This is a genomic window from Leucobacter chinensis, assembly GCF_019049105.1.
GTDB lineage: Bacteria > Actinomycetota > Actinomycetes > Actinomycetales > Microbacteriaceae > Leucobacter_A > Leucobacter_A chinensis.
The window spans coordinates 224134-245789 of the sequence record NZ_JAHQZR010000006.1 but is presented as its reverse complement, the minus strand read 5'-3'; the positions used below and the strand labels follow the sequence as shown (position 1 = coordinate 245789).

The 21656-nt window shown below is 62.6% G+C and carries 25 protein-coding genes; 8 read left to right on the top strand and 17 right to left on the bottom strand.

All coding sequences use genetic code 11. The annotated features are described in order from the left end of the window. Positions 1 to 45: 45 nt before the first annotated feature. Together KTJ78_RS08355 and KTJ78_RS08350 are read left to right on the top strand one after the other, a co-directional pair. Positions 46 to 669, top strand: a complete 624-nt coding sequence (locus KTJ78_RS08355; RefSeq protein ID WP_217134516.1) for a copper chaperone PCu(A)C — start codon at positions 46 to 48, stop codon at positions 667 to 669. Beyond that, positions 662 to 1834 carry a Dyp-type peroxidase gene (locus tag KTJ78_RS08350; protein ID WP_217134514.1) on the top strand — a complete coding sequence of 391 codons (1173 nt, stop codon included), beginning with the start codon at positions 662 to 664 and terminating at the stop codon, positions 1832 to 1834. The genes KTJ78_RS08355 and KTJ78_RS08350 overlap by 8 nt, the downstream gene beginning before the upstream one ends. Before the next feature lie 371 nt (positions 1835 to 2205). Here KTJ78_RS08350 and KTJ78_RS08345 read toward each other — a convergent pair whose 3' ends face one another. From KTJ78_RS08345 to infC, 4 genes are all read right to left on the bottom strand, one after another. After that, positions 2206 to 3012: a TrmH family RNA methyltransferase gene (locus tag KTJ78_RS08345; RefSeq protein ID WP_369808036.1), complete on the bottom strand. Its 807-nt coding sequence runs from the start codon at positions 3010 to 3012 to the stop codon at positions 2206 to 2208. 196 nt (positions 3013 to 3208) lie between these two features. After that, on the bottom strand, positions 3209 to 3592 hold the full coding sequence (gene rplT, locus KTJ78_RS08340; protein WP_217134512.1) for a 50S ribosomal protein L20: 384 nt from the start codon (positions 3590 to 3592) through the stop codon (positions 3209 to 3211). Between the two features lie 37 nt (positions 3593 to 3629). After that, entirely contained in the window at positions 3630 to 3827 is a 198-nt protein-coding gene (rpmI, locus tag KTJ78_RS08335; RefSeq protein ID WP_217134510.1) for a 50S ribosomal protein L35, read from the bottom strand. A 73-nt stretch (positions 3828 to 3900) separates the two neighbouring features. After that, positions 3901 to 4509 (bottom strand): translation initiation factor IF-3, encoded by a 609-nt coding sequence (infC, locus tag KTJ78_RS08330; RefSeq protein WP_270912139.1) that lies wholly within the window; start codon positions 4507 to 4509, stop codon positions 3901 to 3903. Between the two features lie 245 nt (positions 4510 to 4754). On the opposite strand from infC, the gene KTJ78_RS08325 reads away from it, so the two are divergent. From KTJ78_RS08325 to KTJ78_RS08315, 3 genes are read left to right on the top strand one after another with little or no spacing between them, the layout of a single operon-like run. After that, complete coding sequence (locus KTJ78_RS08325; protein ID WP_217134506.1) at positions 4755 to 5138, top strand: DUF1844 domain-containing protein; 384 nt, start codon at positions 4755 to 4757, stop codon at positions 5136 to 5138. A 6-nt stretch (positions 5139 to 5144) separates the two neighbouring features. Further along, positions 5145 to 5894, top strand: a complete 750-nt coding sequence (locus tag KTJ78_RS08320; protein ID WP_217134504.1) for an AzlC family ABC transporter permease — start codon at positions 5145 to 5147, stop codon at positions 5892 to 5894. Then, positions 5891 to 6220 (top strand): branched-chain amino acid transporter permease, encoded by a 330-nt coding sequence (locus KTJ78_RS08315; RefSeq protein WP_217134502.1) that lies wholly within the window; start codon positions 5891 to 5893, stop codon positions 6218 to 6220. Before KTJ78_RS08320 ends, KTJ78_RS08315 begins: the two co-directional genes overlap by 4 nt. Positions 6221 to 6300: 80 nt before the next feature. Here the strand turns inward: KTJ78_RS08315 and KTJ78_RS08310 are convergent, their stop codons facing one another. From KTJ78_RS08310 to KTJ78_RS08295, 4 genes are all read right to left on the bottom strand, one after another. After that, the gene (locus KTJ78_RS08310) at positions 6301 to 7194 is read right to left on the bottom strand and encodes an SseB family protein (RefSeq protein ID WP_217134500.1); all 894 of its coding nucleotides are present in this window, start codon (positions 7192 to 7194) and stop codon (positions 6301 to 6303) included. 32 nt (positions 7195 to 7226) lie between these two features. Further along, complete coding sequence (gene priA, locus KTJ78_RS08305) at positions 7227 to 7961, bottom strand: bifunctional 1-(5-phosphoribosyl)-5-((5-phosphoribosylamino)methylideneamino)imidazole-4-carboxamide isomerase/phosphoribosylanthranilate isomerase PriA (RefSeq protein WP_369808035.1); 735 nt, start codon at positions 7959 to 7961, stop codon at positions 7227 to 7229. 28 nt (positions 7962 to 7989) lie between these two features. After that, entirely contained in the window at positions 7990 to 8598 is a 609-nt protein-coding gene (gene hisB, locus KTJ78_RS08300; protein ID WP_217134499.1) for an imidazoleglycerol-phosphate dehydratase HisB, read from the bottom strand. A 120-nt stretch (positions 8599 to 8718) separates the two neighbouring features. Further along, complete coding sequence (locus tag KTJ78_RS08295) at positions 8719 to 9093, bottom strand: LysM peptidoglycan-binding domain-containing protein (protein ID WP_217134498.1); 375 nt, start codon at positions 9091 to 9093, stop codon at positions 8719 to 8721. A gap of 199 nt (positions 9094 to 9292) precedes the next feature. Between KTJ78_RS08295 and lexA the strand changes: the two genes are divergently transcribed. Then, positions 9293 to 9976 (top strand): transcriptional repressor LexA, encoded by a 684-nt coding sequence (lexA, locus tag KTJ78_RS08290; protein ID WP_369808051.1) that lies wholly within the window; start codon positions 9293 to 9295, stop codon positions 9974 to 9976. A gap of 105 nt (positions 9977 to 10081) precedes the next feature. Here lexA and KTJ78_RS08285 read toward each other — a convergent pair whose 3' ends face one another. After that, positions 10082 to 11194: a baeRF11 domain-containing protein gene (locus tag KTJ78_RS08285; RefSeq protein ID WP_217134494.1), complete on the bottom strand. Its 1113-nt coding sequence runs from the start codon at positions 11192 to 11194 to the stop codon at positions 10082 to 10084. Between the two features lie 184 nt (positions 11195 to 11378). Here KTJ78_RS08285 and KTJ78_RS08280 point away from each other — a divergent pair, with 184 nt between their 5' ends. Then, positions 11379 to 12005, top strand: a complete 627-nt coding sequence (locus KTJ78_RS08280; RefSeq protein WP_217134492.1) for a hypothetical protein — start codon at positions 11379 to 11381, stop codon at positions 12003 to 12005. A 41-nt stretch (positions 12006 to 12046) separates the two neighbouring features. Here the strand turns inward: KTJ78_RS08280 and hflX are convergent, their stop codons facing one another. Beyond that, the gene (gene hflX / locus KTJ78_RS08275; protein WP_217134490.1) at positions 12047 to 13648 is read right to left on the bottom strand and encodes a GTPase HflX; all 1602 of its coding nucleotides are present in this window, start codon (positions 13646 to 13648) and stop codon (positions 12047 to 12049) included. A 47-nt stretch (positions 13649 to 13695) separates the two neighbouring features. On the opposite strand from hflX, the gene KTJ78_RS08270 reads away from it, so the two are divergent. Beyond that, positions 13696 to 14319 (top strand): class I SAM-dependent methyltransferase, encoded by a 624-nt coding sequence (locus KTJ78_RS08270; protein ID WP_217134489.1) that lies wholly within the window; start codon positions 13696 to 13698, stop codon positions 14317 to 14319. Between the two features lie 13 nt (positions 14320 to 14332). Here the strand turns inward: KTJ78_RS08270 and KTJ78_RS08265 are convergent, their stop codons facing one another. The 7 genes from KTJ78_RS08265 to KTJ78_RS08235 are packed head-to-tail and all read right to left on the bottom strand — an operon-like array spanning position 14333 to position 21623. Next, entirely contained in the window at positions 14333 to 15601 is a 1269-nt protein-coding gene (locus KTJ78_RS08265; RefSeq protein ID WP_217134487.1) for an Ig-like domain-containing domain, read from the bottom strand. After that, the gene (locus tag KTJ78_RS08260; protein WP_217134486.1) at positions 15591 to 16289 is read right to left on the bottom strand and encodes a TIGR03943 family putative permease subunit; all 699 of its coding nucleotides are present in this window, start codon (positions 16287 to 16289) and stop codon (positions 15591 to 15593) included. Before KTJ78_RS08260 ends, KTJ78_RS08265 begins: the two co-directional genes overlap by 11 nt. Continuing rightward, positions 16276 to 17268 carry a permease gene (locus KTJ78_RS08255; protein ID WP_217134484.1) on the bottom strand — a complete coding sequence of 331 codons (993 nt, stop codon included), beginning with the start codon at positions 17266 to 17268 and terminating at the stop codon, positions 16276 to 16278. The genes KTJ78_RS08260 and KTJ78_RS08255 overlap by 14 nt, the downstream gene beginning before the upstream one ends. Then, entirely contained in the window at positions 17265 to 18224 is a 960-nt protein-coding gene (locus tag KTJ78_RS08250; RefSeq protein WP_217134482.1) for an anchored repeat-type ABC transporter permease subunit, read from the bottom strand. Before KTJ78_RS08250 ends, KTJ78_RS08255 begins: the two co-directional genes overlap by 4 nt. Beyond that, entirely contained in the window at positions 18218 to 19006 is a 789-nt protein-coding gene (locus tag KTJ78_RS08245; protein WP_217134480.1) for an anchored repeat-type ABC transporter ATP-binding subunit, read from the bottom strand. The genes KTJ78_RS08250 and KTJ78_RS08245 overlap by 7 nt, the downstream gene beginning before the upstream one ends. Continuing rightward, a complete protein-coding gene (locus KTJ78_RS08240; protein WP_217134478.1) occupies positions 19003 to 19965 on the bottom strand; it encodes a choice-of-anchor M domain-containing protein in 963 nt (320 codons plus the stop codon). The genes KTJ78_RS08245 and KTJ78_RS08240 overlap by 4 nt, the downstream gene beginning before the upstream one ends. After that, positions 19962 to 21623, bottom strand: coding sequence for an anchored repeat ABC transporter, substrate-binding protein (locus KTJ78_RS08235; protein ID WP_217134476.1), 1662 nt, complete (start codon positions 21621 to 21623; stop codon positions 19962 to 19964). Before KTJ78_RS08235 ends, KTJ78_RS08240 begins: the two co-directional genes overlap by 4 nt. Positions 21624 to 21656 lie beyond the last annotated feature (33 nt).

Here is a 21656-nt window from a genome sequence, read left to right as displayed (position 1 = left end):
CCGTGCGGGCTATAGGCAGCACCATTTTCAAGGATGACACCTCTTATGAATAAGACCTTTACGACCCGTGCCCTCACCTTCGCAGCGCTCCTCGCCCTGCCGCTCTCGCTGACCGCGTGCGCGACAGAGGCCGAAGATACCGAGAAGGCCCCAGCGGCATCGCAGCAAGATGTCGCAAAGACCGAGTCGGGCATTGAGTTCGTCGAGCCCTGGGCGAAGGCCGCCGACGGCATGAGCGGCGTGTTTGGCACACTCAAGAACACCTCCGACGAAGAAGTCACGCTCGTGAGCGCTTCGTCACCTCGCGCTGGCCTTGTCGAACTGCACGAGACCACCATGGTTGACGGCAAGATGATCATGCGTGAGATCGACGGGGGCTTCGTGATTCCCGCGGGAGAAAGCTACGTGCTCGAGCCAGGCGAACACCACATCATGCTCATGGAACTCGACTCAGAGCTGCTCCCAGGCGAGGTTTTGCCACTCACCCTGGAATTCTCGAACGGTGAGACCATGACGCTCGACCTTGACGTGCGCGAGTTCGCGGGCGCCGATGAAGACTACGGTGATCTCGAACACGCTGACCACGATGAGCACGCAGATCATGGCGACCACGGTGACCACAGCGATCACGAGGGCGAAGAGAGCCATTCAGAGGAGAGCCATGACTAGCCTCTCGAGGCGCGCTCTGCTCGGTACGACACTCGCGGGGGTCTCGGCCCCCGCGGTGCTCGCCGCGTCGTCCCGTCCGCTTTTTGCGGGCGGGACGCCTGAAGAACGGTTGTTCGGCGAAGAGCTCGTGAGCGCAACAGGCCCGCACCAGGCAGGCATCACCACTGCTCCCACCGCGCACCTCAGGTACCTCGCGTTCACCCTCAAGAAGAGCACCGACGCTGCGGCACTCGAGCGCATGTTCCGAATTCTCACTGCAGACATCGAGGCGCTCACCGAGGGTCGTTCACCGCTCGCTGACACCGAGCCCGAGCTTGCCGAGCTTCCCGCTTTCTTGACCGTAACGGTTGGCGTTGGTCCCGAGCTCGTGAAACGCGTCTCTAGCGCAACCGTGCCAGAGTGGCTCGGCCCCCTCCCCGCCTTCGAGCATGACGAGCTGAGCCCAGACTACGAGGGTGGCGACCTCGTGCTGCAGCTCGCCTCCGATGACCCGACAACCCTCGCTCACGCGGCCCGCATGCTACTCAAGAGCGTGCGAACCTTCGCCGATCCGCACTGGCGTCAAGACGGCTTTCGCCGTGCCCGCGGAACCGAGCCAGAGCACCGCACCATGCGTAACCTTATGGGGCAAGTCGATGGCACGACGAACCCTTCGCCCGAAGACGACGACTTCGACGAGCTCGTGTGGGTTGCTGATGGTTGGCTCGCCGGCGGGACCGCCATGGTCTTTCGTCGCATTCGCATGGAGCTCGAGACCTGGGATCGCGTCGACCGCCGCGCCCGCGAGGAGGCGATGGGCCGCGACCTCGCGGTCGGCGCCCCGCTCACCGGCGAAGAGGAATTCGACGAGCCCGACTGGGAGGCGAAAGACTCGCTCGGCTTTCACGTTATCCCGAACTACGCGCACATTCGCCGCGCCCGCTCAGAAGATCCGAAGGAGCGCATCTACCGCCGCGCCGTGAACTACGACGACGGCGACGAGCAGGGCCTCCTGTTCGTCTGCTTCCAGGCCGACCCGCTCAAGCAGTTCGTGCCGATCCAAAAGCGCCTCGACGAGCTCGACATCATGAACGAGTGGATCACCCACGTCGGCTCGGCCGTCTTCGCCGTGTTGCCCGGTTGGAAGCCCGGCGGCATGCTCGGCGAGACGCTGCTCAAGGCGTAGGCGCCCGATCGGCCGGCTTCTTGTCTGGTCGATCACTGCCCCGGGCGGGGTTTCCTGCCCGGGGCAGTTTCATGTGCGCGGGCCGGCTGCGAGGCGGTGTTTGCGTTTTTCGCGTCTACTTGACGGAAAGCAGGGTGTTTTTCGCCGCACACCCTGCTTTCCGTCAAGTAGCACCAAAATGAGCGAGCACCGCGGCCGAGACCGCACAAAGCGAGGCCGAACCGCACAAAAAGCGCAGCGACGCACACAAAGCGCAGCGATCCGCCGAAAAACGCAGCTCAACGCAGGGCCGAGCGCCGAAAACGTCGCTCACGCACAGAACAACGCGGCGGATCCGCCAGATTGCGTGCCCGGGCGAGCCCGAGGGGCGACTAGCGAGCCTGCCGCTGCGCGAAAGCCGTCGTGTACAGGCACACCGATGCGGCCGTCGCGAGGTTGAGCGACTCTGCGGCCCCAAAGATCGGCAGGCGCAGCGAGCGCTCGGCGCGAGCACGGTCGGCCTCGCTGAGGCCGTGCGCTTCGTTGCCGAAGACCCAGGCGACCGGGCCTGCGAGCGACTCGTCGCTCGGGCTCAGGTCGTCGCCTCGAACGTCGGCGGCGATCGTCGTGAGCCCCGACGCGGTTGCCGCATCGATGGCTTCTTCGAGCGTGACACCGGTCACGACCGGCAAGTGAAAGAGCGAACCTGTCGTCGAGCGCACGACCTTGGGGTTCCACGGGTCGATGCTCTCGCCAGCAAACACTACGGCGTCGGCGCCAGCAGCATCGGCAGCGCGCAGCACCGTTCCGGCGTTACCGGGATCGCGCACCTCGTGCATGATCGCGACGAGCTTGGCATCCTTGAGCACTGACACGAGATCAGCCTCGGCCATGCGCGCAACCGCCACAACGCCCTGCGGGGTCACGGTGTCGCTCAGCGCGGCAATCACCTGGGGCGTTGCGAGCAAGACCTCGACGCCCTGCTCCTCGGCGAGGCGCTCAATGTTCGGAAACCCCGAACCGTCGTACCGCACGAAGACCGTCTCGGCCTCCGCCGGGCGGTGCGCGAGCAGTTCCTCAACGGCCTGCGGGCCCTCGACGAGAAACGTTCCGGTGATCACCCGCTGCTTCTTCGTCAGCAGCTGAGCGAGGCGTTTGATTCGTGGGGCTTTGGGGTTATCAAGAATGTCGTGGTTCACGCATCTACCCTAGCTGAAAGGGTGCCAGCGGCCGATGTTTCGAAACACAGCGGCCTGCCTTTCAAAACACAGCCACCGGCGCAGGCAAGGGCGCAGACGACGCAAGGGGGCACGGGACGCGATGATCCACCACACAAAGCACTATGCCCCGCACGAAACCGTGCGGGGCATAGTGAGAAACGTAATTCGGCGTGAGTTACGCGGCCTTCGGTGCCGAGGTGTCGGCGGGAAGAGCCTTCTTGGCAACCTCAACGAGGGCGGCGAATGCTGCCTGGTCGTTTACCGCGAGCTCTGCGAGCATGCGGCGGTCAACCTCAACACCCGCGAGGCCGAGGCCCTGGATGAAACGGTTGTAGGTGAGGCCGTTTGCGCGAGCGCCGGCGTTGATGCGCTGAATCCAGAGACGACGGAAGTCGCCCTTCTTCTTGCGGCGGTCGTTGTAGCTGTATACGTGCGAGTGGAGCAGCTGCTCCTTCGCCTTACGGTACAGGCGTGAACGCTGGCCGCGGTATCCCGAGGCGCGTTCAAGGGTAGTGCGACGCTTCTTCTGAGCGTTGACGGCGCGTTTTACTCTTGCCATGGTGTGTTTCCTTTAAGTGTGTGGATGTCTTCGAGTGCTACTTGCGAACGAGAAGGCGCTTAGCCTGGTTCGCATCGCCCGGGGCAAGAACGGTCTCAGCGTTCAGGCGGCGCTTGCGCTTCGAAGCCTTAACCTCGAGGTTGTGGCGCATGCCTGCCTGCTGCTTCATGATCTTCCCAGTTCCGGTGACCTTGAAACGCTTCTTGGCTCCGGAGTGGGTCTTCTGCTTCGGCATCGGTTTCTCCTTGTGTTGTGTGCTCCGCGAAACTCGCGGTCACGGTGTGTGAACGGCAAGGCCGTTCAAGTCTTTACTCGGCTGAGGCCTCTTCTTGCTCGTGAGACTTGGTCTCACGGCGAGCTGCCTTTGCCTCGGCGCGACGAGCGTTCTGCTCTGCTTTTGCTTCAGATTTGTTCTTGAGCGGAGCAACCACCATCACCATGTTGCGCCCGTCAATGCGGGGCGATGACTCGACTACACCGTACTCGGCGATCTCTTCGGCAAATTTGTGAAGCAGGTCGACACCCATCTGGGGGCGCTGCTGCTCGCGGCCTCGAAACTGAATCATGGCTTTCACCTTGTCGCCCTGCGAGAGAAAACCAACGGCACGCTTCAACTTTGTTTCGTAATCATGCGTGTCGATCTTCAGACGAAAGCGAACCTCTTTAAGCACAGTGTTGGCCTGGTTGCGGCGTGATTCTTTCGCCTTCTGGGCCTGTTCGTACTTGTACTTGCCGTAGTCCATGATCTTGGCAACGGGCGGCTTTGAGTTCGGGGCAACCTCGACGAGATCGAGATCGGCTTCCTGCGCAAGGCGCAGGGCAGTACCGATCGGCACCACGCCCACCTGGTCTCCCTTGGGGCCAACCAAGCGGACTTCTGGGACGCGGATACGGTCGTTGATGCGGGTTTCGCTGATCGCGGGCTCCTTAGATCTAGTTCCGGTGGCTCCTGCTAACGCAGGTGGAAAAATTGACCCGGAGCAGCCACGCGCGTACGCCGCCACACCCACACCCTTTATGCTGTCAGAATCTGACGGAGTGCGAACAACCCGGTACCCTATAAGAGGCGCGGGTGGGAGAATCTCCTCTTCCATCTCGGCAGAACGCCGAGAGCCTCCACTACTTTAGCAGAAACCCGCCGAAGAACCAACCAAAGGAAGTTATGAGCGATCAGCAGGTTCCCGATTCCACGACGGTAGATCAGGATTCATACGAAGAGACGGTGGCCGACGCCACCCGCGATATTGCCGACGTTGCCGCCGTCGAGGTCATCACGACCGCCGCGGTTCACCTGCTGAGCGCCGCCGCGGTCAAGTGCGGCCTCGCAGACGACCCGGAGAACCAGACTGACCTTGCCGAAGCACGCAAGCTCATCACCTCGCTCGCCGGGCTCATCACCGCGGCCGCCCCCGAGATCAGCGACTCGCACGCGCGCAGCCTGCGCGATGGCCTGCGCTCGGTTCAGCTGGCCTTCCGCGAGGCCTCACCCATTCCCGACGCCGTTGGCCAGGGCCCCGGCGAGAAGTGGACCGGCCCGGTCTCCTAACCCGTCTTGTCACTCTCCGATGCTCCCGAGACCCGCCCTGAACAGATCAGGGCGGGTCTTCGTGATTCCCTCTCGGTCGGTCTCGGCATCCTCCCGCTCGGCATCGGCCTCGGTTTTCTCGTCATACAGTCGGCGTTGCCCTGGTGGGTCGCCCCCGCACTCTCGATCGGCATCTTTGCCGGTTCGGTCGAGTTTCTCATGGTCGGCCTCCTGGCAGCAGGAGCCTCACTCGCGACGATCGCCGTGACTGTTTTCGCCGTGAACTTTCGGCACGTCTTCTACGCCTTCTCCTTTCCCGTGCATCTCACGAGACCGGGCATCGGCCGCGCCTACTCGGTGTACGCCATGATTGACGAAGCGTACGCGACGGCGGTCATGGTGCCCGCCTCACAGAACTCGGGCCCGCGACTACTCTCGATGCAGATCGCCTGCCATAGCTACTGGGTTGGCGGATCGCTGCTTGGCGTGTGGCTCGCGAGCGCCCTGCCCCAAACGCTCGAAGGCTTCGAATTTGCCCTCGTAGCGCTCTTCACCGTCATGACGCTCGACGCCTTTCGCGGCAAACGCGAGCTCACCTCAACTTTGCTCGCGGGCGTCTCGGTCGCCTTTGCTCTCGTCGCAACACCCGATAGCGCAATGATCGTTGCACTCTCGGTCTTCTTCGTCTTGCTTACCGCGCGCTACCTCTTGTTACGCCGCGGTGGCCTGCCGAGGGTGAGCGACGAAGATGCTCCGAACGATGGGAGCACCCAGTGACGCAAACGGTCTATTTCATCGTGGCGATCGCGATCGCCGGAGGCATCACGGTTCTCTTGAGAGCCCTCCCCTTCGCGATTCTCTCGAAGCTTCGCAAAGCGACCTTCGTGAAAAAGCTTGGGCAGTGGATGCCCGTTGGCATCATGCTCATTCTCGCCGCGGTCACCTTTTTCGGTGAGCTCACGGCCCGCCCGGCAACGTGGTGGATCACGGTCGCGAGTCTCGCGGTCACCATCGCCGTGCACTACCTGACGAAACGTAAGACCATGTGGAGCGTGCTCGTCGGCACCGCGTGCTACGTGACGCTGCTCGCGTTTTTCGGGTAACGGCACAGGACATACCCTCTCGCCACTCGGCACACGATCCTCGTCGCGCAGAGCCCGACGATCTGTGCCAAACGCGGGGACTAAGCGCTGTGCAGTTTCACCCCGAGCGCGTCAACCGAACGAGCGATGCGTTCGTTCGCTGCCCAACGCTGCTGCAGCCTGCCGAGCAACTGCTGTAGTGTCTGCTGATCAAGACCTGGCTCAAGCACGAGCCCGACCGATGTTTCTGGCCCCCGCAAACGGCCAGCTGGGTCACCGGGCGCGAGCACAACGTGGCGAACGTGAGGCTCGTCAGAGACCGACGCAGCAAACGCTTCTTGCACCTCAGGGTCTGCCCACGAGGGCAGCACGGTTGTGCCGAGGGCAAAGGCCTCAAGCAACGGTCGCCTGACGGCGAACTCAGTCGCTTCCTGGCCCGGGTCGATGATGACGAGGTCGGTTTCTTCTTGTGCGGCGGCAAGGGCAACCTGAGCTCCGGGAACGGGAATGGGTCGGCTCTCGGCGTTCCACGCCTGCATCGCGGCAACCGAGGTGAAGACCGGCATAGCCCCGCGGCCGTCAGGGGCTTTCACCGTCACGATGGAAAGTTCCTGCGACTTTTCGACAACCTTGCCCTCGGGCGTCAGGCCGAAATCACCCGCCTCGGTTATGAGCGGGATGAGGAAGCGTTCGCCCGAGCAAACGGCAACAACGTTGGCCTGGGCTTCTGCAAGCTCATTGAGGAGGGCGGCCTGCTTCTCAGCATCGACTTCTTCGGTAAGCTTTGCAACGCAGTCGCGCACCGCGGTAATCGCGTTGCTCACTGCCTCAGGGGTTTCACCAGTGTCATCGGCAAATGCGGTTCCGTGGTGATCGAACGTTCGTCCTTCCCACGTGAACCCCGCCGAGTCGTGAGCACCTCCCGGAACGAGACTCTCGGGAACACCGGTTGACCTCGGCATATCGCCCGTTGAGGGGAGCTTTTTGATCGCCATGCTACTGCTCTCTGTACGCCTTTCTATGCGCCCTAGCGGCCTGCAACGGTGAGCGCTTCTTCAAGCGTGAACTGCCCGTCATAGAGCGCCGTTCCAACGATCGCTCCCTCGAGCCCTGAAGCGACAAGCCCCCGCAGAGCTTCGAGGTCGGCCAGTGTGGCAATGCCGCCTGAGGCAACGACTGGTTTCTCGGTGCGTTTGCAGATCTCAGCCAGCAGTTCGACGTTGGGGCCCTGGAGTGTACCGTCTTGCGTCACATCGGTCACGACGTAGCGCGGGCAGTTCACCGCTTCGAGCCGGTCGAGCACCTGCCAAATATTACCGCCGTCTTTAGTCCAGCCACGGCCCGCGAGCGTTTCGCCTCGCACGTCGAGACTCACGGCGATCTTGTCGCCATACTCGGCAATAATCTCGGCGGTCCACTCGGGGTTTTCAAGAGCCGCGGTGCCAATATTCACGCGCGTTGGGCCGATGTCAAGGATAGCCTCGAGGCTCTTCGTGTCGCGAATGCCGCCCGAGAGTTCAACCTTTACCTCGCCTGTGCGGTCGATGACCTCGCGAATGAGTTCGGTGTTCGACCCGCGCCCGAAGGCACGATCAAGGTCAACAATGTGCACCCATTCTGCCCCGCGCTTCACCCACTCGGTTACCGCGTCGAGCGGGCTCCCGTAGTCGGTCTCGGTTCCTGCAACGCCCTGGTGCAGCATGACGGCTTTGCCGTTCACAATGTCGATGGCCGGAAGAAGTTCGAGCTTTGCCTGTGTCACAGTGTTCCTTCGTGCTGAGGTTATTGGCTTAGAGCTTGCCCTTGGTTGAGGGAATCCCCTCAACGAGCGGGTCGAGTGACTTTGCCACGCGGAACGCGCGTGCGAATGCTTTGAACTCGGCCTCTGCAATGTGGTGCGGATCGCGCCCTGCGACGAGGGTAATGTGCGCTGTGAGGCGCGCGTTCAGCACGAGAGCTTCGAAGAAGTGCCGCACCATTGACCCGGTGTAGTGGCCGCCAATGAGGTGAAACTCGAACCCCTCTGGCTCCCCCGAGTGCACGAGGTATGGCCGGCCAGAGATATCGACAGCAGCCTGCGCGAGTGACTCATCAAGCGGAACGAGCGCATCACCGTAGCGAGAGATTCCTGCCTTGTCGCCGAGCGCTTCGAGAATGGCCTGACCGAGCAGAATGCCCGTGTCTTCGACCGTGTGGTGAATGTCGATGTGCACGTCGCCGTGCGCCTTTACCGTGAGGTCGGTGAGCGAGTGCTTCGCAAATGCGGTGAGCATATGATCAAAGAAAGGAACGGCCGTCTCAATCTCGGAGCGGCCAGTGCCGTCGAGGTTTACGGTGATGGAAATCTGTGATTCGCTCGTTTCGCGCGTGAGCGTTGCGACGCGTGGGGTTGCACTCATAGCTGTCATTCTACAGAGTGCCTGCCTCAGAGTGTTGCTTCGGGGTTTCTGCCCCACATCGCCGTGAGAACAGAGCACGCCTGGAGAGAAGGAGGCCCAGCCTGCCAAGGCCCGCTCGCACTACTCGGTGTAGTTCAGCGGTACCGCAATCTCCTGGCCGACAACAATGTCAGAGCCTTCTAGCTGATTGAGGCGCTTCAGGTCGTAGACAACGTCACGAGTGTCAACCCCCGGGGCGATGCGCTGCGCGAGCGACCAGAGCGAATCGCCAGGTTCAGCAACAATGTACTCAAAAGCAACGGGATCGGTGTTTTCGATCGAGGCCTGTGCACTCGAAGGAAAAAACAGTGCACCAAGGGCGATGCCTGCAACGACAACACTGGCGGCCATCGCTGAGAAGACGAGTCGCCCGCGGCGGGTAAGACGAAGGGTCGTGCGCTGCGCAATAGCCTGCGTCTCGATGTGCGATGCAGTCGCGTACACCGTAGCGTTCATGATTATCTCCTTCCGTTCGAAACCACTGGGGTTCGAACACCTGTTTCGAACATACATTCTATTTTTCACTTTTGCAAGACTTCACTGGAGCTGTATTCGAATATTTTTTGCCAAACACTCGAACACATGTTTGCGGCACTGCGCGAAACCAACTACGGTGAGCTACTAAGAGACACCCAACACCACACCACCGACATTGCTGATCGAGGAGAGGCTCATGGCGACCGATGCACAGCGCGACCCCAAGAAAGTGCTGACAGAAAAACAGCTCGCCATTCTCGAGTTCATCTCACGGGAGGTCGAAACTCAGGGGTATCCGCCAAGCATGCGCGAGATCGGTGATGCGGTTGGGCTTGCCTCGCTCTCGAGCGTCACGCATCAACTCGGCAGGCTCGAACTCGCAGGCTTTATTCGCCGCGATCCAAAGCGACCACGTGCGCTCGAAGTCCTGACCGAACTCGCGAGTGTGCACGATTCGATCCACAACCACGATGAGCAACAGCCAGCAGAAACCGCGTTCGTTCCCCTCGTCGGGCAAATCGCTGCTGGCATTCCCATTACTGCAGAGCAGCACGTCGATGACCTTGTGCCCCTGCCCCGGCATCTCGTCGGTGACGGTAACCTCTTCATGCTCAAGGTTGTCGGCGATTCAATGATCGACGCCGCCATTTGTGACGGCGACCTCGTCGTCGTGCGTGAGCAGAATAACGCACAGAACGGCGACATCGTGGCGGCGATGCTCGACGGTGAGGCTACCGTGAAGGTCTTTCGCCAACGTGACGGGCACACGTGGCTGTTGCCGCGCAACAGTGCGTTTGAACCCATTCTCGGCGACTTTGCTGAGGTGCTCGGCAAAGTCGTGGCAGTCTTCCGCTCCCTCTAGAGCCCTGTACAACAGAAACGCCCCGTGGCACGGAACGTGTGCCACGGGGCGTTTTCTTTGGTGCGGTTTAAGGCCAGCACCGGGATGCGAGGGAGCTACGCGCCCCTACGAAACCGGAAACCGGAATGTCGCGGCAACCGTCGCCCCATCGGGCATCTCGGCAGCACGAACGGCATACACGCGCGCGTTCACCACGAGTGCGCGCCGCAAAATCTCGTCAACCACACCGTAGTTCTGAGCATCGTCGGCTTCTGAATACGTCACCGTACCGTCATCAGCCAGGGTTCCCGCAATGCGCTGGTCAAAGTCGACGAGCAGCGTATCGATCGCGTGCATACTCGCACCGAGAGCAACCGTCTCGAGATCTTTCGACCCCATAAGCTGGCCCTCTCGTGCCTTAAAGTGGTCGACGACCTCTGCAATCTCGGCCGCATAGAGCGCATCGAGCACTGGCCGCGCTTTCTCGGCGAGCGCGTCAGGCGAGACCCCCTCGACATTACCGTGGATCATTTCAGGCGCAAGGTACTCGTAGGCATTTGCGCGCTTATAGGCGTTTGCAAGGGTGTCTGCCGAGGCAAGAATGAGCGGCAGTTTCGTGGCACGCACGACAGGATAGACCGCTTTATTGATCGCTGCGGCAAACTGCTGCACCCGCACCGCGTCGTCGTGCTCGCCACGATCGAACTTCTGACGCTCAGGCACGTCGCGATTCAAGAACGACTCCATGTCGGTCGGCATGTCTGGTACTTCTTGCACCTCGCCGGGCTGATCAGCCGTCACTCGAATGAGACGTACCGAGTTCTGGGCCATCGCGAGTACGAAAGCCGACTGTGGAAAAGTAATCGTGCGCATGAGCGGCTTGATGTAAAACCGATCAGCCACGTCTACGGTCGCGGTGAAGCGGTTCGGTAGACGGTAGCTCTGAACATCGTCTGGTGTGATAAATATTGCGAGTGACTGCGCCTGGTACTTCCAGAACGGTGCGTCGCTCATGAACCCGTCGAGCACGCGCTCGAGGTGTTCGATAGTGCCTGCCGGGGCACCGGCCTCTTTCAGCTGTGTTGCGGCATCTCGAACCTGGTTTTTGAGGGTAATTCGGGCTTTCTCTGCGTCTTCAGGCAGAGGCCCAGATGGCGTGTAAATCGAAACCGAGTGAGGCGTTCGAGCCGAGGCCAGGGCCTCGATATCTTGGCGTCTCGGAATATCCTTGTGCGGCATACAGTCTCCTTCACGCTTACCCGTGCGCCGAAGCAAAGACCCTCCCCGCTTTCGTAGCGCGCCGGGACCTTAAGCCTAGCCGCGACCGCCGCAGTACACTAGAGGTGCATGCTTACAGCGTAACGAGGCCCAGAATCAGGGTTCCCTGCTACGCCCGCATGCACAGCGACCCCATGGAGAAAAGATGTCTGACTCGATGAACCCTCACACGCAACCAAGTCAGGGACCAGAGAGCGAAGGCCCGGCGGCCGGAAACGGCCCGGTATCGCAGGGCGCTCTCCCGACCGCCGCTGAGCAGCCGGTCGCGCCGAAGAAGAGACGGGCCTATGGCCTCACCTTCGCCATCATCGTTTTGGCTCTCCTCGGCCTCATTGCCGCGATTACCAACCTCGGCGCGAAGACGGCCCAGGCGCCAGAGGGCGACGCGCAGGCGCCCACAGAGTCAAGCCAGACCTCGCAGGAAGACGTTTCAAACGTCAACGAAGAGCCAGAAGATACCGCCAAGCGCGATGAAGGCGATGGCGAGCAGAACGGCGAGGGAGCGGACGCCCCGAGTACAGACACCGACGAGGCCGTCGAGGCAACCTTCACCCAGGAAACGGCGAGAAACGCCTGCGTCGCCGAGGGAGACCGGCTCTTCCCGGGGCTCACCCCCGACTGGCAGAGCCATAAGGCCATCGAGAAGCGCGAAGGCAACGCCTGGTTCTTCAAGGCCCCAGCCTCGAGCGATGCCATGGGTAACGGCTGGTTCAAGTGCAAGGTTGGTGGCACGCCGGCAGAGCCAGAGTTCTACCTGACCCGCCTCGACTAGCGAGACGGGTCACCCGTAACCTCTCTGCCAGGCAGCACCAGTTAGCGGTCTGTCTCGCCTGACTCGTCGCGCAGGTACGGCGCAAGCCGCGCGAGCATCTGGTCGCTGACGAGCGCGTGGGTTCTCGTGCCCTCCTGCTCGTACTCGAGCGAGAGCACGCGGTGCTGCTCGTGCAGCTCAGAGACAAGCCCTCCCTGGTCGTAGGGAATGACCGCAACAATGTCGTGCTTGGGCTCGGGAAGCGCGGCAGCAATGCGTACCCGAATGTCGTCGATGCCCTCGCCCGTTTTGGCCGAGGCAAAGACGGCCTTGGGCTCGAGGCCGTGCAGCACAAGACGCGTCGTCTCATCGATCATGTCACTCTTGTTGAACACGACGATCTCGGGAATATCGTTTGCGTCGACCTCTGCAATCACATCGCGCACGGTCTCGAGCTGAGCGGCAGGGTCGGGGTGCGAGGCATCAACCACGTGCAAGATCACGTCGGCATCGCCAACCTCTTCGAAGGTCGAGCGAAAAGCCTCAACGAGTTGGTGCGGCAGGTTGCGCACGAAGCCAACAGTGTCGGCGTAGGTGAAGGTTCGCCCGTCTGGTGTCTCTGAGCTGCGCACCGCCGTGTCAAGCGTCGCAAACAGCTGGTTTTGCACGAGCTCGGTCGCGCCGGTCAGGCGGTTCACGAGCGATGACTTGCCAGCATTCGTGTAGCCAGCGATGGCGACCGAGGGCACCTTGCCGCGCTTACGCTGGGCGCGCTTGGTCTCACGAGCTGGAGCCATGCCCGCGATCTCTCGTTTGAGCTTCGCCATGCGCGTGTGAATCTTGCGTCGGTCGAGCTCCATCTTCGTCTCGCCGGGGCCTCTCGACCCCATGCCCGCGCCTCCTGAGCCAACCTGGCCACCGGCCTGACGCGACATTGATTCGCCCCACCCACGAAGACGTGGAAGCAGGTATTCGAGCTGCGCGAGTTCGACCTGCGCCTTGCCTTCGCGGCTCTGCGCGTGCTGACTGAAGATGTCAAGAATCACGGCGGTTCGGTCAAGCACTTTGACCTTCACCACGTCTTCAAGCGCGCGCCTTTGGCTGGGCGCAAGCTCGCTATCGGCGATAACGGTGTCGGCGTGCAACGAGGCGACGAGGTCGCGAAGCTCTGCGGCCTTGCCCTTACCAAAGTACGTTGCGGGGTCGGGGTTCGGGCGGCGCTGCAGTACACCGTCGAGCACGTTTGCTCCGGCAGTCTCAGCGAGTGCCGCGAGCTCCCTCAACGAGTTCTCGGCGTCGGCCAACGAGCCCTGCGAGTACACCCCGATGAGCACGACGTTTTCGAGCTGCACCTCGCGGTATTCAACCTCTGAAATATCTTCGAGCTGGGTCGAAAGCCCGCCAACACGTTTGAGCGAGGCTCGCTGCTCGCGCTCGAGGCGAATCGCGTGCATGTCATCGTCGAAGGCATCATGCTCTTCGGTGTCGAGCGCCTCTGCCTGGGTGAGGTCGCGAAATACGGTGCTTGATGGCCCGTTTGCTCGGCTCAGCACGCGTGAGAGCACGTCATCGTGTGCCGTTTCACTGGCGGCCTGAGCTGCGGCCTGGTCGAACTCGTCATCGTGCTCTTGAGACTGGTGATCTTGAGAAGTGTTTTTCGTCATCTGAGGCAGAGTCTACGCGAACGAGATGGTGAGATACTGGTTTCATCATGAATCTTTCTTCTGACCACTACTTTTCGGCCAGCCCCGCGAGCCCTGAAAAGTCGCAGCGCATCACGGTCTCACTCGCCGGTCGCGAGGTACAACTCGACACCGCGGGAGGGGTGTTCAGCCCCGATCACCTCGACCGTGGCACCGAAGTGCTTCTCAAGCACACCCCTCCCGCCGAGTCAGGCCCCGTGCTCGACATCGGCTGTGGGTGGGGTCCCATTGCACTCTCTGCCGCGCTCGACCTCGCAGACGAGCCAGTGTGGGCCATCGATGTCAACGAGCGGGCCCGCGATCTCACGCAGCGCAATGCGGCGACGCTCGGTCTCGACAACGTTCACGTGTGTGCGCCTGAAGCGGTTCCCGAGGGACTGCGCTTCGCAGAGATCCGCTCAAACCCGCCCATTCGCGTGGGTAAAGACGCGCTGCACGAGATTCTCGGTGAGTGGCTCCCCCGTCTCGTGACTGGGGGCTTCGCGTATCTCGTCGTGGGCAAGCACCTCGGCGCAGAATCGTTGCAGCGGTGGATCGCCGAGACCTTCCCGTTCCTCTCGGTCGAACGGTATGCGCGCGAGAAGGGCTTTCACGTGATCTGTGCCGAGCGAGTCGACGACTCACTGCGATGAAGGTACCCAGGCCCTAACGACACCACCCCGGTTTAGCGCCCAGCACCGATGCGCGTTGCTGGGCGTCGCGAGCGTCAACGACGACCGTTGTTGCCTGCCCACCCCGAGCAGCACCGAGCTCGATCGCGGCGAGTCGATCGTTCGATGACATGCATATCTCGCCCACGCGCACCTCGGGGTGTTGCGCTTCAAAGCGTTGCCTCAGCTCACGCTCGGGCAAGCTCGCACTCGTCGCTCCCTCGTCGCCGCCGTCAAGCATTGCTTCGAGGTCGATACTCACGGTATGCCCGTCGTGCTCGATCATGAGTTCGGTGCCCCCTGGCGAGACGCCAAGCACCGAGGCGTCACGAGACACCAAGAGTGGCTCGGCTTTCGCCTCAAAGGTGTGTTCAAGCGGCACGACGTATACCGCCCCATCGTCGCGCTCAACCGCGACCGCTGAAAACTTCGGAAGCATCGCCCACCGCGCGATACCTATGGGCTCTCCAGACGCACGCTGACCCGCAGTCACCTGACGCGGCATCGAAGTTCCGGCAGCGAGGTTTTGCAAGAGTAACGCCTTGGGGAGCTCGCGACCGTGCGATTCAGTGTCGGAAACGGCTCCAACGAGGTACCCGATCGTCATGGTTTGCGCGTCAGCCTGAAGCGCCGTGAGCGAGGGCCACGGCTCGCTGCTGAGCGGTTCGCCCGTTCCCGTCGCCGGGTCGATAAGCACCGGCTGTGCCCCGCCACCGTCGACGAGCGTCACCGCGACGATGCGGTCGCCGAGCACCGCGTAGTCGTCGATGTGCGGGTGTTCGAACACCACCTCGCTGTGCTCAGCACCGATGCCCACCGCTCCTTTCAGAGGGTCGAGCGTGTGCCTGAGCAAACGGTCGGGTGACTCTTCAGCGTGAACGAGCGTCACGAGGCTCGCCTTCGGGGTCGTGAATTGCTCGGTGAGTGTTGCTCGAGACCCGTTGTCGAGCCCCGTGACCCCAACCTCGACGGTGTACTCGGTGTGGTAATCGAGCGCCTCAGCAAACTGCACCTCGACACGGTTTGCCTCGCTGCGCGCGGTGAAGGCGACAGCGGGTGTCACGGTGACGTCGGCCTCGGTGAGCGGTTGAGGCACTCGGTTGAGCGTAAGCACGAGCAACTGCCCGGGCCGTTCGGTGGCGCTGCGCGTGTTCACCGAGACGCTCATCACGCCGGGCGCCTGCGTTGCCGTCACGAAGGCGAGAGCACCGGCGAGAAGCGTCAGTACACTGAGGAGTGCAATGGCACGAAGGTTAGTAAACATACGGATCTTTCGGTTCTTCGACCGCGCTGACGCTCTCGGGAATGATGACCTGTTCGAGGCGGTTCGTGGCGCTCGGGTTTGCTCCAAACAAGCCCTGCACCTCGACCCACTGCTCGGCTTCAAACTCCCGCTGCCAGCCCGGAAAATATACGGGGCTGCCCACGGGAGTTGCGTCAACAGCGCAGCACGAAATGCGTAGCCGGGTCACGAAGAAGATGTTCTCGGGGTCGTCAGTGTCGGCGACGACGTAGCCGAGCAGGGTGTCTTGAGAGCCCTCACTCCTGGCGCTTTGCGCACCGGCGTCAAGCGCTACATCGTGGCCCTCGGTCGCAGCACTCGAGAGTGTTGCCGGGGGCACGAGAAAGAGCGCCACGAACACCACGGCAAGGGTAGTGAACGAGATCGCCGCCACAAGGCGCGAGACCGGTGGCTCATGCGTATCGGGAGCAGAAATACCATGGCGTGACCGAGCGGCGCAGATCAGAGCGATGAGCGCGAGAATGAGCACGAGGGCCGACATCGCCATCGTGAAGGCGAAGTACCGCGGGTGAACGTACCAGCCGAGCTTCCCGCTGATGCCCAGCGCAATCGTGGCGATCGAGCCGAGCAGGCAGTGAGCCACCGCGATACCACGCGACACGAGCCACGGCGCTGGCTGATGTGCGTGCGAACTCTCATACGAAGACACTGTTGATTCCCCATCCTAGTGAGAGGCACGCGAGGCCCACCGTGAGCACCATAAAGACCAAGAGCCTTGGCCGAAAGGTCGTGCTGAGTAGCATCAGCATTTTGAGGTCGAGCATCGCCCCAAACACGAGAAAGGCGACAATGCCGCCCGGCAAGAAGGTCGATGAGAACGTGAGAATAAAGAACGCGTCAATGCTCGAACACAGCGAAACGATGAAGGCGAGCAGCATGAGCGCAACGACCGAGAGCACTGGGTGCGAGCCAATGCCGAGCAGCACGGCTCGTGGAACACCGGCTTGAATCGCACCCGCGAGCACCGAGCCGATGACCAGCGCCGGCAGGAGAACCCGCGCCTCGGTCACCGCGATGCCAACCGCGCGGGCAACGCTCGATTGCCGAGCCTCGTGCGGTTGATGCTCACACTGTGATTGAAAGCTCGTGGTGAGCAACTGTCGTTCATCGCGCACGTGTGCAACAACCCAGCCGATGCACTGAGCGATCACGAATGCGCCACCCAGCCGGGCGAGCAGAATACCGTCTTGCCACCCGAAAGCCTGGTAGGTCGTGACGATGGTCACGGGGTTGAGCACCGGCGCCGCGAGCAAAAAGGTGAGCGACTCAGCGGTCGTAAAGCCACGCTGCATGAGCCCTCGTGCAAGGGGAACGTTGCCGCACTCGCACACCGGCATGAGCACCCCGAGCAGCGAGAGCACCGCACGCCTCAGCACCGGCCTGCGAGGCAGTACCCGGTGCCAGAGGCTCATCGGCACCCAGACCTGCACAATGGCCCCGAGCAGAATACCGAGAAACACGAAGGCAAGAGACTCGAGAAAGACGCCGGTCGCGAGGGTCACCGCGTCTTGCAGCCGAGTGGGCAGGCTCAGGGACGGCCTGAGCAGCACCGCGGCACCGAGGGCCGCACCAATCCCGAGCACCGAGATGCCGATCGTACGGCGCGCGCGGGCCGCGGTTACCGTCATGCCCTCGCCTCGCCCGCGCCAAGCCCCTCGGCACCGGGAAGCCCCTCGGCACCGGGAATCGTGGTGACGGCTCGCTGCCCCGTATCGCCGGCCGGCTCACTGCGCGATTCGGCCCGGCGCTGCGCTCTCGACCGGGCTGGCGAAATGATCCACGCTGCCACAAAAAGCGCGGTCGCGGTGAGCACGATCGCGCCTCCCGCCGCGAGATCAAAGCTCCATGAGAGGTACAACCCTACAATGGCCGAGAACGCGCCGATGCAGGGTGCAAGCAGCATCATGACCCCATGCCTCTCGGTGAGCAACCGGGCAGTCGCGGCCGGGGTGATGAGCAGGGCAAGCACGAGCACGTTCCCGATCACCTGCACCGAGATCACCACCGTGATCGCGACCGCGACGTAAAGCATGATGTCGAGCGCCGTTACGGGAAGGCCTGCGGCCCGAGCAGTTTCGCGGTCGAGCGTGACCGTGACGAACTCCTTGTGAAAGGCAACAATGATGAGGAGCAGCAAAGCCCCGCTCACCGCGATAACGAGCACGTCTTCGTCGGGAATGCCCGTGATCGCGCCGAAGAGAAACTGTTGCAGGGAGCCGGCGTAACCGGGAGCTTTACTCATGATCACAATACCGAGCGCGAAGGCGGCGACGAAGAAGACGCCAATGACACTGTCTTCGTGCAACTTCTGGCGCTGGGCGAACACCGCGACGACCACCGCGGTCGTGACCCCCGCGATCGCTCCTCCGAGCACGAGGTTGCCCTGCAAGACAAAAGCGATTGCGAGACCGGGAAAGACGGCGTGGGCGACAGCATCGCCGATGAACGCCATGCCCCGCAGCACGACGAAGGTGCCAACGACTCCCGCGACGATGCTCGACATGAGCGAGACCGCGAGGGCCTTCGGCAAGAACGCGAGGTCGGGGTTGAGTAGGTCGTGAATGAAATCGACGGGGCTCAGCATGCCATGGCCTCCTTTCGGTGGTGAACGGCGCCCACGAGCGCCTGGAGCAGCGGGTTATGATCACCCAGCCCAAAGGCTTGCTGCCACAGCGCAGGGTCTCCGAGCGTTTCTGGAACCCCGTCGGCGAGAACCGTTCCGTCGATGAGGCACAGGCGCGAGCACTCGTGCACCGCCGCGATGAGGTCGTGGGTGGTCATGAGCAGCGCACAGCCCTCGGCGGCGAGCGCCGTAAACACCCCGGTGAGTACCTCCTGGCTCGGCATATCGAGGCCTGTGAACGGTTCGTCGAGCAACAACAGTGCGGGGTCGGTCACGAGCGCTCTCGCAACGAGTACGCGCTGACGCTGACCGCCCGAGAGCTGAGCGATGGGACGGTTTGCGAGGGCTTGCAGCCCGACCCTTGCGAGCGCCTCGCCGGCCAATCGACGGTGACGGGCACCGGGCCTTCGCAGCCAGCCAATGTGCGCCGTGAGCCCCGTGAGCACCACCTGCTCGACGCTCATGGGAAAATCCCACGCGAACTCGTGTCGCTGCGGAACGTAGCCGATCGCCTTTCGTGCGCGTTGCACGGGGCTACCCATAACCTGCACCCGGCCTCTCGTCGCGGGCACCAGGCCCAAGATCGTGCGCATGAGCGTTGTCTTTCCCGCCCCGTTGGCGCCGAGCAAAGCGACGAATTCTCCGGGGTGCAGGCAGAGCGAGACATCTCGCAAGATCGCCCGGCCGCTGAGCGAAACGTTGAGCGCGGTCACCTCAAGCGCCGCCCGAGCCTCCCCCGTCATCGACCGACCCCAGCAGCCTCGTCGCCGTGTCGCCCAGCCCGAATACTCTTCGCCTGACGCCACGTCACCAGAACGATGAGCGCGATAACGACGACGCTGCCGCCGATGAGCGCCCAGGCATACCCGGCTCGCGAGGTGGCTGCGGGCTGAGATTCAGCCGGGTCCGCACCAGGCGTCGCGTCTGCCGTCGCGGCAAAGAGTGCCTCAGAGTCGGCCCCGTCACCCACCGCAAAGCGCAGCACCCCCTCTGCCCTCAGTGCTTCACCGCTCGTTCGCTCTGCCTCTGCTTCGAATCGAACGAGGTACTCACCCGCCTCGCTAAACACCCAGTTTGCGTGCGTGTGAGCACCGAGCTCGAGCCAGGCCTGCTGCGGCGAGGCCTCGCGCGACGTCCAGAGCACCTCGGGGGTGCTGAAGTTACCGCTCACTTGAAAGACGGTCATGTCGCCGGGCCCCGCGACATCGAGGAGTTTCAGATTCACCCCTCGGGCGACTTCTTCGGTGACGCTCGGCTCCTGCGTGTTCCACCCAAGCCACACGACACCCTCGCGCTGGGTTTGCGGAATCACGTATACCTCACTGCCCGCCTTCTCGCCGAGGAATGAGAACGTGGCGTCGTCAGGAATTACCTGCCTCGCTGCCTCGCTCACCTCGATCACCACGTCGCTGAGGTCACGCCACACCGAGACCGGGCCTGAGTCATCATGAATGTTGAGTTGCCACTCGCCAGTTCCAAGCGTCGGCCCGAAATCGAGGTGGCCTTCGTTCACGATGACGCGCTCACTCGCGAACTCCTGCCCTGGCTCGATGCCTGGTTCATCGCTACCATCGGTCGCGAGAGCACCGGCGCTTCCCGCGAACAGCAGCACGACGGCGGTCGTGAGTGCGGTGCCCACGGCCGCGATCCGCCTCAGGGGTTTCATGCCGCCCCTCAATGGTTCGTGGCGTGCGTTATTCATGGAGCTCCTGTCTCGTCGGTTTGGGGTTCACTGCCCGCGCCACCGAGGCAGCGCTTCAGCGAAGCGGCGTTGAACCGCATCATGTCAATGTAGGTGTCGACCCGCTCGTCGAAGGCGTCGCCGTAGATCGGGCACACGCTCACGCCGTGCTCTTTCGCGACCTCGGTGAGTGTCGCCGATCGCGCAGCGAGGTTCGGCTCGAGAAACACGGCTCTGATGTGCATGTCGCGCATGGTTTGGCCGAGGCGTTTTCGATCGCTGAGGCTCGGCTCGGTCGCGGGGTTCGGGGTGACGAAACCTGCGATGCGCACGCCGTAAGCCGCGCCGAGATACCCGAACGCGTCGTGGGTGGTCACGAGCGTTCGCTGGGAGGCGGGAATCGATTCGATCGTCTCACGCACTTCGTCGTCGAGCACCTCAAGCCGTTCACGGTATCGTGCCGCCTGTGCGCGGTAGGTCTCAGCCCCAGCCGGGTCGACGTCGCTGAGCGTGTCTCTGATCACTTCGACGTAGGCAATCGCGTTCTTCACGTTGTGCCAGAGGTGCGGATCAATCTCGCCGTGCACGTGCTTACCGAGCACGGCCTGTGGCAGCTGATAAATGGTCTGCCCTGCTCTGCCGAGAAAGCGGTAGGCCGGGTCGCCCGGAACCTCGTGCAGCGCCGTGGTTGGCACGTCAACGACGACCTCGTCGAGCGAGTACTCGGTCTGGCTGGGCTCTCCCTCGCTTCCCGCGTCGTCGACCGCGAGCCCGAGCTCACCGCGCGCAAGATCAACCGTGATATCGCTGTGTCCACGCGAGATGATCGTTCGCGTGCCGTTGAGGCTGTAGGGGTCAACGCCAACCGCGAAGGTGACCTCGCCCCGGGTGAGTGGTTTGCGCTCGCCGCCATCTTCCCTGGTGAGCGAGGCTTCGAGCTGCAGCCGGTAAATTCCCGGCTCGGTGAAGGCCCAGCTGAGGTGGGTGTGCGCGTCGGGCGGCAGCGTCATGCCCTCGCCGTCACGATTCTTCTCGCAGGGTTTCCCCTCGCCATCGCACGTGAAAAAGCGCGTGGTCTCGCCAAACGTTCCCGTGAGGTACGCGTACATCTGGCCGGGACCGTCAAGCGCGAGAGCACTCAAATGCACCCGCGAGCTGCGGTCGGCGCCGAGTTCGGCCCCTGACCCCACCACCCGCGTGCCCAGCCAGACGGTGTCGAGCGAGATGTCTTCAACGAGCGGAATCACCTCAGCGGCATACCTCACAGCGCTTTCGGCGAGCGAGATATTCGGCACCCCGTCACGCAGGTTCGCATCAACGGTTCGCACCACGCTCTGTTCTTCGAGCATGAGGTAGTTCGTGAAGGCGGCGTCGGCATACACGACATCTCGCACGCTCCCGAGCGTGGGTTCGTAACTGTGCGGATCGGCGCCGTCGGGAACCAGCTGACTCACGTCGACGCGGTCGCCCCCGACGTTGCTCACGAGGTCGGCGAGAATACCGGTCGTCGTAATGACCCGCACGGGCCGTTCATCGGCCTCGGTCCCACTCGGTGGCTCGTTCGCGCAGCCAGTAAATGCAAGCAGCGCGCCGACCACGAGGGTTGCCAGAGCGGCCGCGGGGCGTGTGCGCCCTCCGCGGCCGCTTGCAGAAGTGGGGTTTGCATTTCTCACTTTCATCACTATACAGTAATGATAATCATTCTCAATAAG